Source organism: Denitratisoma sp. DHT3 (assembly GCF_007833355.1).
Classification (GTDB): domain Bacteria; phylum Pseudomonadota; class Gammaproteobacteria; order Burkholderiales; family Rhodocyclaceae; genus Denitratisoma.
Window position 1 is genome coordinate 1,588,301 of sequence record NZ_CP020914.1, and the last position, 13,505, is coordinate 1,601,805.

Below are 13,505 nucleotides of genomic sequence, written 5' to 3' on the forward strand. Positions count from 1 at the left end.
TCGCCAGCCGAAAAGGCGTAATGATAATGCATCCGACCCCCGGCCGCCGAATCCAAGAGGCCGCCAGGGTTGCCGGCGATCTGGTCGGCTTCGGGCGCCGTTTCAGGTTTCCAGCACGTATTGCCCGGGAGCATCGCCGAGGGCCGGATAGGCTTCGCTGCTCACGGCGGGCGCCGCCGCCAGCTTGCCCGACATGGGTTTCAGCCACGCCAGCCAGTCCTCCCACCAGCTCCCGGCGGAATGCTGGGAGCGCGCTTGCCAGCTCTCGCAGGTATCGTGCCGCTCCGCCTCCCCCACCCAGAACTCGCGCTTGGGCGGCACCACCACCGGATTGACGATGCCCAGGATGTGGCCGGACGAGGACAGCACGAAGCGGCGCGGCCCGGAAACGAAGTTGTTGATCCGGAACGCCTGGCGCCACGGCGCGATATGGTCGTCGGCCGCGGCCACCGCATACACGGGCTGGGTGATCCGCTGCAGATCGATCGGCTCCCCCGCCAGTTCCAGCGCATCGGGCTTGATCAGATTGTTTTCCAGATAGAACTCCCGCAGATACCAGGCGTGCATCGCCGCCGGCATCCGGGTGGCGTCCATGTTCCAGTAGAGGACGTCCAGCGGCTGCGGCGCCTCCCCATACAGATAACCATGCACCACGTAGTGCCAGATCAAGCTGTTGGAGCGCAGCAGGCGGAAAGTCGCTGCCATCTGTTTGCCGTCCAGATACCCTTTCTGCGCCATGAACCTGGTCAGCCAATCCACGCTGCCCTCGTCCACGAAAACCTCGATGTCGCCGGGCTTCTTGTAATCCACCAGGGTCGTGAATAGGGTCATCGACTTGACCGGCACCTGGTCGGCCGGGAAATGCTTGTTGGCCCAGGCCATATAGGCCGACAATGCGGCGCCGCCGATGCAATAACCCACCGCATTCACCTGCCTGGCCCCGGATATCGAGCGCGCCACCTCGATGGCCTGGGCGATCCCGTCCATCAGGTAGTCGTCGAAGGTCACCTCGCGCATTTCCGCCGTGGGATTCTTCCAACTGGTGATATAGACGTCGAAACCCTGCTCGAGCAGATAGCGAACCATGCTCTTCCTGGGCACCAGATCAAGCAGATAGAACTTGTTGATCCAGGGCATCACGATGACCAGCGGCGTCTGGTGCACCCGCTTGGCGATCGGCGCGTAATGGATCACTTCCAGCAGATAGTTGCGGAAGACCACCTTGCCCGGTGTCGTTGCCAGCGATTCGCCCACCTTGAAGTCGTCCGGGTTGGTCATCCGGATATTGCCCAGGCGGACATCCTCGAGAAAATTCCGGAAACCCCGCACCAGGCTTTCGCCATTGGTTTCCGCGGCCTTGCGCTGCGCGACCGGATTGGTCGCCAGGAAATTGGTCGGCGCCACCGCGTTGAGCCACTTCCGCCACCAGAAGGCCGCGCGCCGCCTTTCCTTGCCGGACAATCCAGGGGTTTCGTAAAGCATGTCCTGGATCTGATGGGTGAAACTCAGGTACCACTCCTTCGCGATGTCCCAGGTGGCGGACTCGGTCCACACCGGATCGACGAAACGGTCGTCGCCGGGGTGGGGTTTCTCCACGTCCTCGCTGGCCAGTCCCAGCATCCGCGACCAGGAGTGCCATTGCAACGCCCAGATCTTGCTGGAAAACTGCGTCATCGCATCGCCGAGTTCCATCGGGTGCGCCAACCAGGCCAGCTGGGCATGCAGCAAGGGCGTCGCCATGCCGACCGGATCGAAATTGGTCGCCAGCGTCTGGCCGATGGCGCGCAGGGCCGCCTGCGGAGTCATGGGGGCGGCGGGAACGTTCTTCTGATTGGACATGCTCGGGGCCGGCTTCCTGAATTCATCGGTTTGCGTCCATGATATCCTGCCAGAATGGATTCTCGGGACATCGAACACAGGGAATACAGGTAGTAGTGATCGCCTCAAGGAGACTCGACAATGTTCAAGCATATCCTCGTCCCCACGGACGGCTCGGAGTTTTCCACCGAGACCGTGCAACGCGCCGTCAGCTTCGCGCAGGAAGCGGGCGCCCACGTGACGTTCTTCTTCGCCAAACCGGACTATCCGGTCGCCCTGTATGGCGAAGGCGCGCTGATCGACCCGACCACACCGGAGAAATTCGCCGAAATGGCCGACCAGCAGGCCGCTGAGATTCTCAACGCCGCCGAGTCCATCGCCAAGGCATCCGACGTATCCTGCAACTCCGTCAGCACGGTCAGCAACGTGCCCTGGGAAGCGATCATCGATGCCGCGCAGAATGCCGATTGCGATCTGATTTTCATGGCTTCGCATGGCCGCCGCGGCCTGGCCGGCCTGCTGCTGGGCTCGGAAACGCAGAAGGTGCTGACCCATACCCGGATTCCGGTGCTGGTGTACCGCTGACCGCCCCACCATCCTTGCCGGCGGGTACCGAATCCTGACTGCCGCCGACCGATAGCGCTGATCGAGGGAAGAAAACAACCACAAACCCTGTCCGCCACGACGGATCCAGCATAGACAGAGGAGGGGGCCATGTCCTCGTCCCACCTCATCCAGGGGCCGCCTGCCGGCCCCCTTCCCATCCAGCAACCCTTCGGGTTGACCATCGCCCTATTGCTGCCTTTCGCCGCCGCCGCGACACAATGGCTGTTGTGGCAGTACATCCAACCCCTGGCATGGCTGCTGTTTTATCCGGTCATCTGTTTTGCGCCGCTGCTCGGAGGCCGCAGGGGCGGACTGGGAGCAACGTTCATTTCGGCCCTCTGTGGCTGGTATCTGTTCGTCCCGCCGCAACTCACGTGGGGATTCGAGCACCGCAGCGGCCTCGCCTCCGCCCTGATGTTCGTAGTCGCGGGCGTTGCGTTCAGCCTTTACCACCAACGTTTTATGCATCTGCAAACCCTGGCGGCCCGCGCCCACGGGGAACAGCGCTTTGGCGCCACCTACAACCAAACCCTGGTCGGCATCGCCGAAACCGACTCCGCCGGCCGCCTGACGACCGTCAATGACCGCTACTGCGAGATCACCGGCTACCCACGGGAGGAACTGCTGGGCAAGCGGATGCACGACATCACCCACCCCGACGATCTGCCGCGCAACATCGAACTCTTCGAGCGCATGCGGGAAGCGAACATCCCGTTCATGATCGAGAAACGCTATCTGAGCAAGAGCGGCGCGGAAATCTGGGTCAACAACTCGGTCTCGCCGCTATTCGACGCCAACGGACGACAGACCGGCGGCTTCGCGCTGGTACTGGATATCACCAAGCGCAAGAGGCTCGAAAGGGAAATCCGCAAGCAACGTCGGGAACAGCGGGAACTGCTCAATCGACTGATCGCCAGCCAGACGACCTCCGTCATCGCCGACAAATTGAATCAGCCGTTGCAGGCCATCACCGCCTACAACGAGGCGGCATTGAGAATGATGCAGGCCGGCAATCCGAATCCGGAAAAACTCCGCCACGCCATCGAAACCAGCGAACAGCAAGCCCGGCGGGCCGGATATTCGATCCGCAACTTCCTCGAGACACTCAATGACCATGAGCTTTCCGCCGAGCCGATCGACCTCAACCGGGAAATCCACAATGCCATGGCTGCGATCAGGGTGGAATACGACTTTCCATTCGACACCATCCTGAACCTGGCGGCGGATCTGCCCTTGGTGCTGTGCAATCGGATTCGCCTGCGAAAAGTGTTGATCAACCTGCTGAGCAACGGCATCGAAGCCCTGCAAACCGCCGCGAGTCCGTGCCCCGCGCTGATCGTCAGCACCTGCCAAGGCAATGGCGTCGCGGAGGCCACCATCCAGGACAACGGTCCCGGCATCGCCCCCCAGGATCGGCCCCATCTGTTCACCCCGTTCTTCACCACCAAGGCCAACAGCTTCGGCATGGGGCTCTCGATCAGTCGCTTTCTGATCGAATCGAACGGCGGACAGATCTGGATCGATCCCGCGACGGGGCCCGGCACCACTTTCCACCTGACGGTGCCCATCGCCACGTGACCGATCCAATGCCGCGCAGCCGCATACGTGCAAACACGTAGTTGTAAAAATCTTCGCTATTTCAAATCATGACAGCTACAATTTTTCCGTTATGCGGAAAGAATGGTGATTCACGATGCCCATGATCGTCGCCCCAGTTTTCCCAATGAATCCCGGCAGCGACCCGCGCCCTCGACAGGCGCCGGCCACCTGACGCATACCCACACTCCGCCCCGACCGCCATGACACTCCCTACCGTATTCGTGGTTGACGACGACAGTGCGGTGCGCGACGGCCTTCTCATGTTGTTCGCGACGGCGGGGTTCAGCTGCCTGGGCTTCGATCGCGCCGACACCTTTCTTTCCGCGTGGCGACCGGACTGGAGCGGATGTCTGGTCCTGGACGTCTGCATTCCCGGCATGAATGGTCCGGCCCTGCAAGAGGAACTGTCCAGGCGCGACATCCATCTGCCGATCATCTTTCTGTCCGGTCAGGGCGACATCTCCACGGCGGTGCGAGTCATCAAGGCCGGCGCCGACGATTTCCTGGTCAAGCCCATCGACGGCAAGGTATTGCTCGAGCGGGTCCAGATGGCCCTGGAGCACTGCCGGCAGGAAAAGCAGGCGGAAGCGGAGCGGCGGGAATGCGCAAAAATCCTGGCGACGCTCACCGAACGAGAACAGGAAGTGCTCTCCCTGGCCATCGTCGGCAAATCCAACAAGGAAATCGGCCGTCATCTGGCAATCAGCTACCGGACCGTGGAGACCCATCGCTCCCACATCCTGCTCAAGACGGGAGCCCGCTCCCTCCTGGAATTGGCACGCATCGCCGCCGCCAACTCGCGCAGCCCTCAAAGCGGAGCACTGTACTGACCGTCTGTTTCAGCGCCAGGGCGGCGGGTGCTGGGCCGGGATGCGCCGCAAGCCGCCATCGGCGCGCTCACTACGTGCTGTCACTTACGCGCTCAGCAGTATTGGAATTCACCATCCCCTGCCATTTAATGGACTTCGACACCGCGTACCGGCGGGTGTCGGCATGGAGCGGGAGCCGAATCGTGAATCAACGCATTCTTCTGGCCGACGATCATCAGATTTTTCGCGAAGCCCTGCGGGCGCTGCTGGACCGAGAGCCGGACCTGGAGGTGGTGGCCGAAACCGGCGACGGCATCGAGATTTCCCGTCTGGCGCGGGAGCACGCCGTCGACATCGTCTGCATGGATATCAGCATGCCGGGAATGAACGGCATGGAAGCCACCCGTCGCCTGGTCGCGACCTGCCCCAGCATCAAGGTGATCGCCCTGTCGGCGCATCCCGACCACCGCTACGTGCTGGACATGATCAAGGCCGGCGCCGCCGGCTACATCACCAAGGCGGAAGCCAGCAACGAATTGCTGCGGGCGATCCGCGCCCTGGCCCGGAACCGCACCTACTTCTGTCCCGACGTGATGGACGCCCTGTCCGACGCCCTGCACTCGGCGCGCGACAGCGGCGACGGCCCCCGCCCCCCCAGCCACCTGGGGCCGCGCGAACGGCAAGTGCTGCAACTGGTGGCCGAAGGCTGCCACACCACGCAAATCGCCGACCGGCTGCACATCGCGCCGGCCACCGTGGACGTCCACCGGCGCAACATGATGCGCAAGCTCGATCTGCACAATGTGGCGGACCTGACCCGCTTTGCCATCCGCTCCGGCCTGGTGTCCGCCTGAGCGGACGAAATCCGATTCGTCCATGGAAAAGTAGTTGACCACGGCGACACGGCGGGCACGGCCCCCCGAGGGCCTCTATTGTTCTGATGGATCACCCAACGAGCGGTCACGCCCCCGAAGGGCATATTCGGACTTCATGAGAATTCACATGGCCACTGCTAGATTCCAACCATACGCTTCCTTCCGGCCCAGACCATGGACGCCACGCCCACCTTCAGCGCACCGTTTCGTCCTCCCGCCGATGGCCGGGATTCGACGCGGCACCCGGATGGCCCGGGCAGGTCGCCGGCCGCCTGGGCCGGATCATGAGCATGATCAAGAAAACGCGCCTGATCGTGGTGGAGAACGAGCGAGCCGTGGCCGCCGGACTGAAAGCCCAGCTCCGGGAACTGGGCTATCGGATCGGCGCAGTGGTGACCGACGGTAAACAGGCGGTGCAGTGCGTGGCCGACCTGATGCCGGATCTGGTGCTGATGTCGATTCACCTGCCCAACGAGATGGATGGCATCGCTTCGGCCATCGAAATTCAGTCCAGGTATCAAACCCCGGTCATCCTGATGGGCTCCATGGCGGAGGACTCGGTCCTGCTGCGGGCGCTGGACAGCCGTCCCTACGGCTACCTGGTCAAGCCCTACGAAATGCGGGAACTCCATGCCATGATCCAGATGGCCCTGGCCAGGCGCCTGGTGGAACTTGCCGTCGAGCACAGCGAATTGCGCCTGCAACAGGCCATCGAGGCGGCCGACCTGGCGATGCTCGAATGGGGCCACCCCTCCAACCAATTGATGGAAAACGGCCGGCTTTCACGTCTGTTCAATCGCGACTTCATGCCGATCGACCAGTCGGCGGAAGAATTCCTCGTCCGCATCGATGCCGAACAGCGGGAATCGGTGGCGCGCAGTCTCCGGGAAACCTTGACCAACGGCGAGACCGTGCGCGTGGAATTCCGCACGTCGGCAGCCTTCGGCGGCGAACGGATTCTGGAGGCATACGCCAAGATCTACCGCACCCAGCAAGGCAACGACCGGATCATCAGCATCGTGCGGGACATCACCAACCGCAACCATGACGACGATTTCCTGCGTCATTCCAGCGCCATGTTCCGGACCACCCCGGAAGCGATCGTCGTCACCAACGAACATGGCCGGATCGTCACCGTCAACGCCGCGTTTTCCAGAATCACCGGCTTTTCCGAACAGGAGGCGATCGGCGCGGACCCGGATGTCCTGTTGCGCGTCGAACGATCCTCGGATCGTTTCATGGAGAAGCTCACCAGCAGCAACAGCGACGACTGGCAGGGGGAGGTCTTCTATCGCAGGCGCGACGACGAACTGTTCCCGGCCTGGCAAAGCCTGAGCGTCACGCGCGACGCCGACGGCCGGGTGACCCACGTCATCAACGCCTTCTCCGACGTCTCCAAACTGCACCGGGTGACCGATCGGCTGGAGCACATGGCCCATCACGATCCCCTCACCGGCCTGCCGAACCGGCTGCTGATCAACGACCGCGTCGAGCACGCGATCGCGCAGGCCCAGCGCGACTGCGAACGCTGCGTATTGCTGTTTCTCGACCTCGACGGCTTCAAGGCGGTCAACGACACGCTCGGCCATGCCGCCGGCGACGAATTGCTGAAGACGGTGGCGGTCCGCCTGACGCGGGTGCTGCGCCAGAGCGACACCATAGGCCGCCTGGGCGGCGACGAATTCATCATCGTCACCGGCGACTCGAAGCCGGAATACGCGGCGGACATGGTGATGTACGCGGTCAAGCAGCACGGACGCAACGGTTTCCGTTTCTTCTCGGCCAGCCTGACCGAACGCGCGGGCGAGCGACTGAGCATCGAACAGGGGCTGCGCCAGGCCATCGACTACGGCACCCTGGTGGTGCATTACCAGCCTCAAATTTCGCTCGACGACGGCGGCATCACCGGCGTCGAGGCGCTGGTGCGCTGGCGCCACCCCGAACTGGGCGTCATCGAGCCGACCCGATTCATTCCGGTGGCCGAGGACAGCGGCGTCATCGACCGTCTCGGCCTCTGGGTGCTGCGCCGGGCCTGCCAGGAAATCAAGGACATCCGGAATGCGCGAAACCGCCAGTTGCGGCTGTCCGTGAACGTATCGGTGGGCCAGTTCCTGCATCACGACTTTCTCGAGACGCTGCGCATCGTGCTGACCGAGGAGAACTTTCCTCCCGATGCCCTGGACCTCGAGATCACCGAAAGCACCCTGCAGGTCATCGAACAGGGCAACGACATCCTGAACTCCCTGGCGAAGCTCGGCGTCACCCTCAGCCTGGACCACTTCGGCGCCGGCTATTCGTCCCTCGGCACCCTGCGCCGCCAGCCCATCAAGCGCATCAAGATCGATCCCTCGTTCATCGTCGGGCTGCCGCAGGAGGCCAGGGACGAGAGCATCGTCCAGGCCATGGTGGCATTGAGCAACGCGATGAAAATGAGCATCGTCGGCGAAGGCGTGGAGCGCGCCGAACAGGCGCTGTTCCTGTATCGCATGGGCTGCACCGAAGGACAAGGGTTCCTGTTCAGCCGGCCCCTGTCCCGCGCCGACCTGGTTGAATTGCTGGCCCAATCCAAGGGCCATCTCGATTTCAATGGCCACGCCACCCTGCATTGAGGCCGGCCGGAATCGCTTTCCGGACCCGGCCGCGGCCCCACCGTTCCCGGCGCGGCCGGCCGAACAGAGCGAGCGTGGAGCCCTGGCCGAAATTCTGCACGACCATCTCCAGCCGCTGCTGATCGCCGCGCAACTGACGCTGGCCGGCAACGGCCGGGAGGCGCCCGACGCGAGAACCTGGCGGCGGATGAGCGGCAAGATCAACCAATACCTGCAAGCGGCCATCGACACCACCCGCACCCTGAGCGTGGAATTGAACCCGCCCCTGGTGCAGGAGCGCGGACTCTGCGCCGCGTTGCGGTGGCACGGCCGGCGGATGGCCAGAACCCACGGCATCAGGGTCGGCGTGACCTGCGACCCCGCGGCGGAACCCGCCAACCTCGAGATCCGCCTGTTGTGCTTCAAGGCCGTGCGCGAATTGTTGTTGAACGCGGTCAAGCATGCCGGGGTGAGCCGGGTCGAAATCGATGTGGCGCTCGACGGCGCCGACACCCTGCTCATCACGGTCGCCGACCGCGGCCGGGGATTCGTACCGGACCGCGCCGGCGCATATCCCGCGGCCCACGGCGGCAGCGGCCTCGCCGGCATCCGCCAGCGGCTGCGCCTGATCGGCGGCAGCCTGACGGTGGACAGCGCACCGGGCCGGGGCACCAGCGTCAGCCTGCGGGTTCCCCTGTAAGGCTCGCCCCCCGTTTGGGCTCGCCCCCCTTCGCCCCCCTCCGGGGGGGTCGATACGGCTCGCTGCGCTCGATGTCACGGGGAGCGCTGTGGCGGCTAGCGATAGGCTGCGGCTGGCGCCGCGTGGCGCTTTTCCTTGCGGCGGCGCGGCGGAAAAGCTTTTTCGGCATTCCATCCCTTCGCCATCCTCCGGGGCGGCCCGGCGGGAAAGCGCTGTCAAGGAAGTGCGGTTGTTCTGGGCGTGTAGGAGCGGGCAGCGCTCAGGGCGAACTCGGGGGCCGCTCCGAATGAACTAGGAGAAGGCGGTTCCGGTTCATCGACGGACCGTCAAGCCGACCTAACCTTTCCTCACGAACATCGCGCGGAAAGGAGCCGGCCATGATCCACCCATCACGCCAGGCCGAGAGCCCGAGTCGTTGAGGAGCGACGTCGTGCCGAGCCTGTCCTCATCAACCTCCGGACTCCAGGTGAGTCCGCTGCCGCGCGGCCCGCTGAGCGCCCCGGCGCTGTTCCAACTGTTGAGCATGCCGGTGGTCGCCACCCTCGTTCTGGTCGTCAGTTGCACGGTGTTTGCCGAGCCCTTCAGCGGCCCCTACCTGATTCTCGCCTTGCTGGCCTTCACGCTGACTTTCCACAGCTACGTTCCGATGCCCGGCATCCGCCGCTCGATCACCGCCGAAGCGGTGGGAAGCTGGCTGGTCGTCGCCAGCCTGCTGCTGATGCTCGGCTGGGCCACCCGGACGCTGGACGTTTTCGACCTGCGGGTGATCGGCGCCTGGCTGGTGGCGACGCCCGTGGCCCTGTCGCTCGTGCATGGGGTGCTGCCCCGCTGGCTGCCGCGCCTGATGTCGGCGACCGGAATGCAGCGCGTGGCCATCGTCGCCGGCGGCTGCGAACTGGCGCACCGGCTGGTCACCGGCATCCGGCAGTCTCCGCAGTTGGGCGTCCATGTCGCCGGAATCTTCGACGATCGGGAATCGGACCGGCTTCACCCGGGGCTGCGGCGCGACATCCTGGGCGACCTGGGCAATCTGGCGAGCTACGCCAAGAAGCATCACGTGGACCTGATCTACATCACCCTGCCCATGACCTCCCAGGCGCGGATCCTGCGGCTGGCGGACGAGCTGCGCGACACCACGGCATCGATCTACTTCGTGCCGGACATCTTCCTGTTCGACCTGATCCAGGCGCGCATGGACACCGTCTGCGGCCTGCCGATGGTGGCGGTGTGCGAAACCCCCTACTACGGCGTCAACGCGCTGATCAAGCGCGGCAGCGATCTGGTCCTGGCCACCCTGATCCTGATCCTGATCGCGCCGCTGATGCTGGCCATCGCCATCGCCGTGAAGCGCAGCTCCCCCGGCCCGATCCTGTTCAAGCAGCGCCGCTACGGCCTGGACGGCCGCGAGATCGTCATCTACAAATTCCGCAGCATGACGGTGCAGGAGGACGGGGACCAGATCCGCCAGGCGACCCGCAACGACAGCCGCGTCACCAGGCTGGGGGCCTTCCTGCGCGCCACCTCCCTGGACGAACTGCCCCAGTTCATCAACGTACTGCAGGGGCGGATGAGCGTCGTCGGGCCGCGTCCCCATGCCGTCGCCCACAACGAGCTCTACCGCAAGCTGATCAACGGCTACATGATCCGCCACAAGGTGCGCCCCGGCATCACCGGCTGGGCGCAGGTGAATGGCCTGCGCGGCGAAACCGAAACGGTGGAGCGCATGAAGGCGCGCATCGAATACGACCTCGCCTACCTGCGCCACTGGTCGCTGCCGCTGGATTTACAGATCATCTTCAAGACGCTGTTCGTGGTCCTGAAAAAAGAGAATGCCTATTGAGGCCCCCGCCCGCGTGGCAAACCGAGGTTTTGACGATGAACATCCATCCGGTCATTCTCTGCGGCGGCTCGGGAACACGGCTGTGGCCCATGTCCCGGGAGGTCGAACCCAAGCAGTTCCTGCCCCTGCTGCGCGGACGCAGCCCGTTCCAGGAAACCCTGCGCCGGGCCTGCGCCATGCCCGACGTCCGGCAGCCCTGGATCGTCACCAACCAGGAGCACCAGGCCACGGTATCGGCGCAGGCGAAGAGCGCCGGCGCCGACCGGCACGGGCTGATCGTCGAGCCCTTCGGGCGCGGCACCGCGCCGGCGATCGCGGTCGCCGCCCATCATCTGCTGGCGGCCGACCGGGACGCGGCGCTGCTGGTGCTGCCGGCGGACCACGACATCCCCGACGTCGACGCCTTCCGCGCCGACCTGCTGCGCGGCATGGCGGCGCTGGAGCGCGGCCGCCTGGTGGTTTTCGGCCTGCGTCCGGACCGCGCCGAAACCGGCTTCGGCTACATCGAGCAGGGGCCGCCCCTGGACGCCGCCGACGCCTGCTTCGACGTGGCGCGCTTCGTCGAGAAGCCGGAACTGGAAATCGCCCACCGCTTCCTCGCCAGCGGCCGCCACCACTGGAACAGCGGCATCTTTCTGTTCGGCGCGGCGCATTTCCTGGCCGAGCTGGAGCGCCTGGAACCCGAACTGGCCGGCGTCACGGGCGAGGTCGCCGCGACGCTGGACGGCCCGCCGCATTGCCGCCGCATCGACGGCGAGCGCTTCTCCCGCTGCCGCCCGGCCTCCGTCGATCACGCGGTGCTGGAGCGCACCGGCGCGGCGGCGATGGTCGCGGCCACCTTCGCCTGGAGCGACATCGGCTCCTGGCAGGCGCTGTGGGAAGCGGCCGACAAGGACGACGCCGGCAACATCGGCCACGGCGACGTGCATCTGCATTCGGTGGCGGACTGCTACGTCCATGCCTCCCATCGCATGGTGGTCGGCATCGGTCTCAGGGATCTGGTCATCGTCGAAACCGGCGATGCCCTGCTGGTGGCGGCGCGGGAGGAATCGCAGCGGGTGAAGGAGGTGGTCGAACAGTTGCGGGCCCAGGACCGCGACGAGTGCCGGACGCCGCGCTGCGTCCATCGCCCCTGGGGCTGCTACGAGGACATCGACGGCGGCGAGCGCTTCCGGGTCAAGCGCATCACCGTGAATCCGGGCGCCAAGCTGTCCCTGCAACTCCACCACCACCGGGCGGAGCACTGGGTGGTCGTGAGGGGAACGGATGTCCCCCTCGATGAATTCGAGCCGTTGCCAGCGCTGGGCGCCGACGCTCTGCCGCACCTGTTCGAGATTCTCCCGCTTGCCGGTGGCGAAGTTGTCGAGGGCGACCACGTCCTGGTCCAGGTTGAGCAGCGCCTCCATCAAGTGGGAGCCGATGAAACCCGCGGCGCCGGTCACCAGCCAGCGGCGCGGTTGCCGGGTGAGTTGATGCAGGACTTCCTGGTAGTGATTCATGGCGATACTCCTCTTCGAGTCAAGGTTCATGCGAGCAGCCCCGCCGGCCTCGGCTGCGGGCCGCCGTCGCTGAGCGAAAGCAGCGTCTTTTCATAACGGTCGATCATGGCGCTTTCGGAAAAGCACTCTTCCACCACCCGGCGGGCACGCCGGCCAAGCCTGCGGGAGAGCCGCCGGTCCGCGAGCAGGACCAGCTTCCGGACGAACTCGGCCAGCTCCCCGACCGGGAACAGAAAGCCGTTGACGCCCGGGATGACGATTTCCGAGGCGCCGCCCACGTCGGAATGCACCACCGGACGTTCCATGGCCATGGCCTCCAGGGCCGCGAGGGACAGCGCCTCGGTGAAACTGCACAGGGTCAGCACGTCGCAAGCGGCGAGCTCGGGGCGCACTTCGCCGCGGAAACCGGTGATCCGCACCTGTTCCCCCACCCCGAGCGATCGGGCGCGGGCCTCGACGGCGGCGCGCAATTCGCCGTCGCCGATCATCAGCGCCTTGGCCGGAATGCCTCTGGCGCGCAACGCGGCGACGGCATCCACCAGCATCACGTGATTCTTTTCCGGCCGCAGCACCGCGGATATTCCAATCACATAGTCGTCGTCGTCGAAGCCGTACGCCCGGCGCACGCCCCGTGCCGCCTCGACGAACGGCGGCGCGCGGAAGTGGTCGATGTCGACGCCATTGACGATCACCTCGTTCACCCGGGCCTGGAGGCCGCGGCGCTGCCAGTAGCGGCGCTGGTTGTCGGAGACGAAGACCAGGCAATCGGCGCTGGCGAAGAACAGCCGGTCGAAAAGCATCTTGAGGTGCTCCTTGAACCCCAGCAGGCGCGTCGAATGGAAGGTCACCATGAGCGAGGCGGGCAGGCGGGAACGCCACAGGGCCAGCGACGCATACATCAGCGCATAGGCGTTCGCCGCCACGATCACCCGCGGCCGCAGGCGCTCGATCCGTCGCGTCAGGGCGCCCAGCGCGGCGAGATCCAGAAAATGCTCCGCGCCGAGACAGCACACCGAACCGCCGTCGCCGAGCTGAAGGCGCCCCAGCTGGCTGGAGTCGTTCTTGACGTAGGTGCCGTGGCATTCGTGCCCGCGGGCGACGAGCCGGTTCATGACCGTGATCGAATGCCGCTCGGCGCCGCCGTGGCCCAGGGATCCGGTGATGAACATGG

General features: G+C 65.1%; 9 protein-coding genes and 2 pseudogenes. 8 read left to right on the forward strand and 3 right to left on the reverse strand.

The genetic code is table 11. The features are described from left to right. Window positions 1-102: 102 nt before the first annotated feature. Complete coding sequence (locus tag B9N43_RS07255; RefSeq protein ID WP_145841624.1) at window positions 103-1,839, reverse strand: PHA/PHB synthase family protein; 1,737 nt, start codon at window positions 1,837-1,839, stop codon at window positions 103-105. A gap of 120 nt (window positions 1,840-1,959) precedes the next feature. Between B9N43_RS07255 and B9N43_RS07260 the strand changes: the two genes are divergently transcribed. From B9N43_RS07260 to B9N43_RS17560, 8 genes and pseudogenes are all read left to right on the forward strand, one after another. After that, window positions 1,960-2,403: a universal stress protein gene (locus B9N43_RS07260; RefSeq protein ID WP_145841625.1), complete on the forward strand. Its 444-nt coding sequence runs from the start codon at window positions 1,960-1,962 to the stop codon at window positions 2,401-2,403. A 129-nt stretch (window positions 2,404-2,532) separates the two neighbouring features. Further along, window positions 2,533-4,002, forward strand: coding sequence for a PAS domain S-box protein (locus B9N43_RS07265; protein WP_145841626.1), 1,470 nt, complete (start codon window positions 2,533-2,535; stop codon window positions 4,000-4,002). Window positions 4,003-4,223: 221 nt separating this feature from the next. Next, window positions 4,224-4,853: a response regulator transcription factor gene (locus B9N43_RS07270; protein ID WP_145841627.1), complete on the forward strand. Its 630-nt coding sequence runs from the start codon at window positions 4,224-4,226 to the stop codon at window positions 4,851-4,853. A 182-nt stretch (window positions 4,854-5,035) separates the two neighbouring features. After that, complete coding sequence (locus tag B9N43_RS07275) at window positions 5,036-5,686, forward strand: response regulator (RefSeq protein ID WP_145841628.1); 651 nt, start codon at window positions 5,036-5,038, stop codon at window positions 5,684-5,686. 311 nt (window positions 5,687-5,997) lie between these two features. Then, a complete protein-coding gene (locus tag B9N43_RS07280) occupies window positions 5,998-8,316 on the forward strand; it encodes an EAL domain-containing protein (protein WP_261379414.1) in 2,319 nt (772 codons plus the stop codon). Beyond that, window positions 8,294-8,995, forward strand: a complete 702-nt coding sequence (locus B9N43_RS07285; protein WP_145841630.1) for a sensor histidine kinase — start codon at window positions 8,294-8,296, stop codon at window positions 8,993-8,995. Before B9N43_RS07280 ends, B9N43_RS07285 begins: the two co-directional genes overlap by 23 nt. A gap of 430 nt (window positions 8,996-9,425) precedes the next feature. Then, a complete protein-coding gene (locus B9N43_RS07290; protein ID WP_261379415.1) occupies window positions 9,426-10,835 on the forward strand; it encodes an undecaprenyl-phosphate glucose phosphotransferase in 1,410 nt (469 codons plus the stop codon). A 35-nt stretch (window positions 10,836-10,870) separates the two neighbouring features. Continuing rightward, window positions 10,871-12,040, forward strand: a pseudogene (locus tag B9N43_RS17560) (mannose-1-phosphate guanylyltransferase/mannose-6-phosphate isomerase); the annotation flags it as partial. A gap of 111 nt (window positions 12,041-12,151) precedes the next feature. On the opposite strand, the pseudogene B9N43_RS17565 reads toward B9N43_RS17560, so the two are convergent. Together B9N43_RS17565 and B9N43_RS07300 are read right to left on the reverse strand one after the other, a co-directional pair. Continuing rightward, window positions 12,152-12,364, reverse strand: a pseudogene (locus tag B9N43_RS17565) (NAD-dependent epimerase/dehydratase family protein); the annotation flags it as partial. Then, entirely contained in the window at window positions 12,361-13,503 is a 1,143-nt protein-coding gene (locus B9N43_RS07300; protein ID WP_145841631.1) for a glycosyltransferase, read from the reverse strand. The gene B9N43_RS07300 and the pseudogene B9N43_RS17565, both read right to left, overlap by 4 nt. Window positions 13,504-13,505 lie beyond the last annotated feature (2 nt).

Excerpts from the sequence above, each read along its gene's own strand:
- B9N43_RS07300 (WP_145841631.1), bottom strand. The coding sequence starts at position 13,503 with ATGTTCATCACCGGATCCCTGGGCCACGGCGGCGCCGAGCGGCATTCG.
- B9N43_RS07270 (WP_145841627.1), top strand. The coding sequence starts at position 4,224 with ATGACACTCCCTACCGTATTCGTGGTTGACGACGACAGTGCGGTGCGC.
- B9N43_RS07255 (WP_145841624.1), bottom strand. The coding sequence starts at position 1,839 with ATGTCCAATCAGAAGAACGTTCCCGCCGCCCCCATGACTCCGCAGGCG.
- B9N43_RS07260 (WP_145841625.1), top strand. The coding sequence starts at position 1,960 with ATGTTCAAGCATATCCTCGTCCCCACGGACGGCTCGGAGTTTTCCACC.
- B9N43_RS07265 (WP_145841626.1), top strand. The coding sequence starts at position 2,533 with ATGTCCTCGTCCCACCTCATCCAGGGGCCGCCTGCCGGCCCCCTTCCC.
- B9N43_RS07280 (WP_261379414.1), top strand. The coding sequence starts at position 5,998 with ATGATCAAGAAAACGCGCCTGATCGTGGTGGAGAACGAGCGAGCCGTG.
- B9N43_RS07285 (WP_145841630.1), top strand. The coding sequence starts at position 8,294 with ATGGCCACGCCACCCTGCATTGAGGCCGGCCGGAATCGCTTTCCGGAC.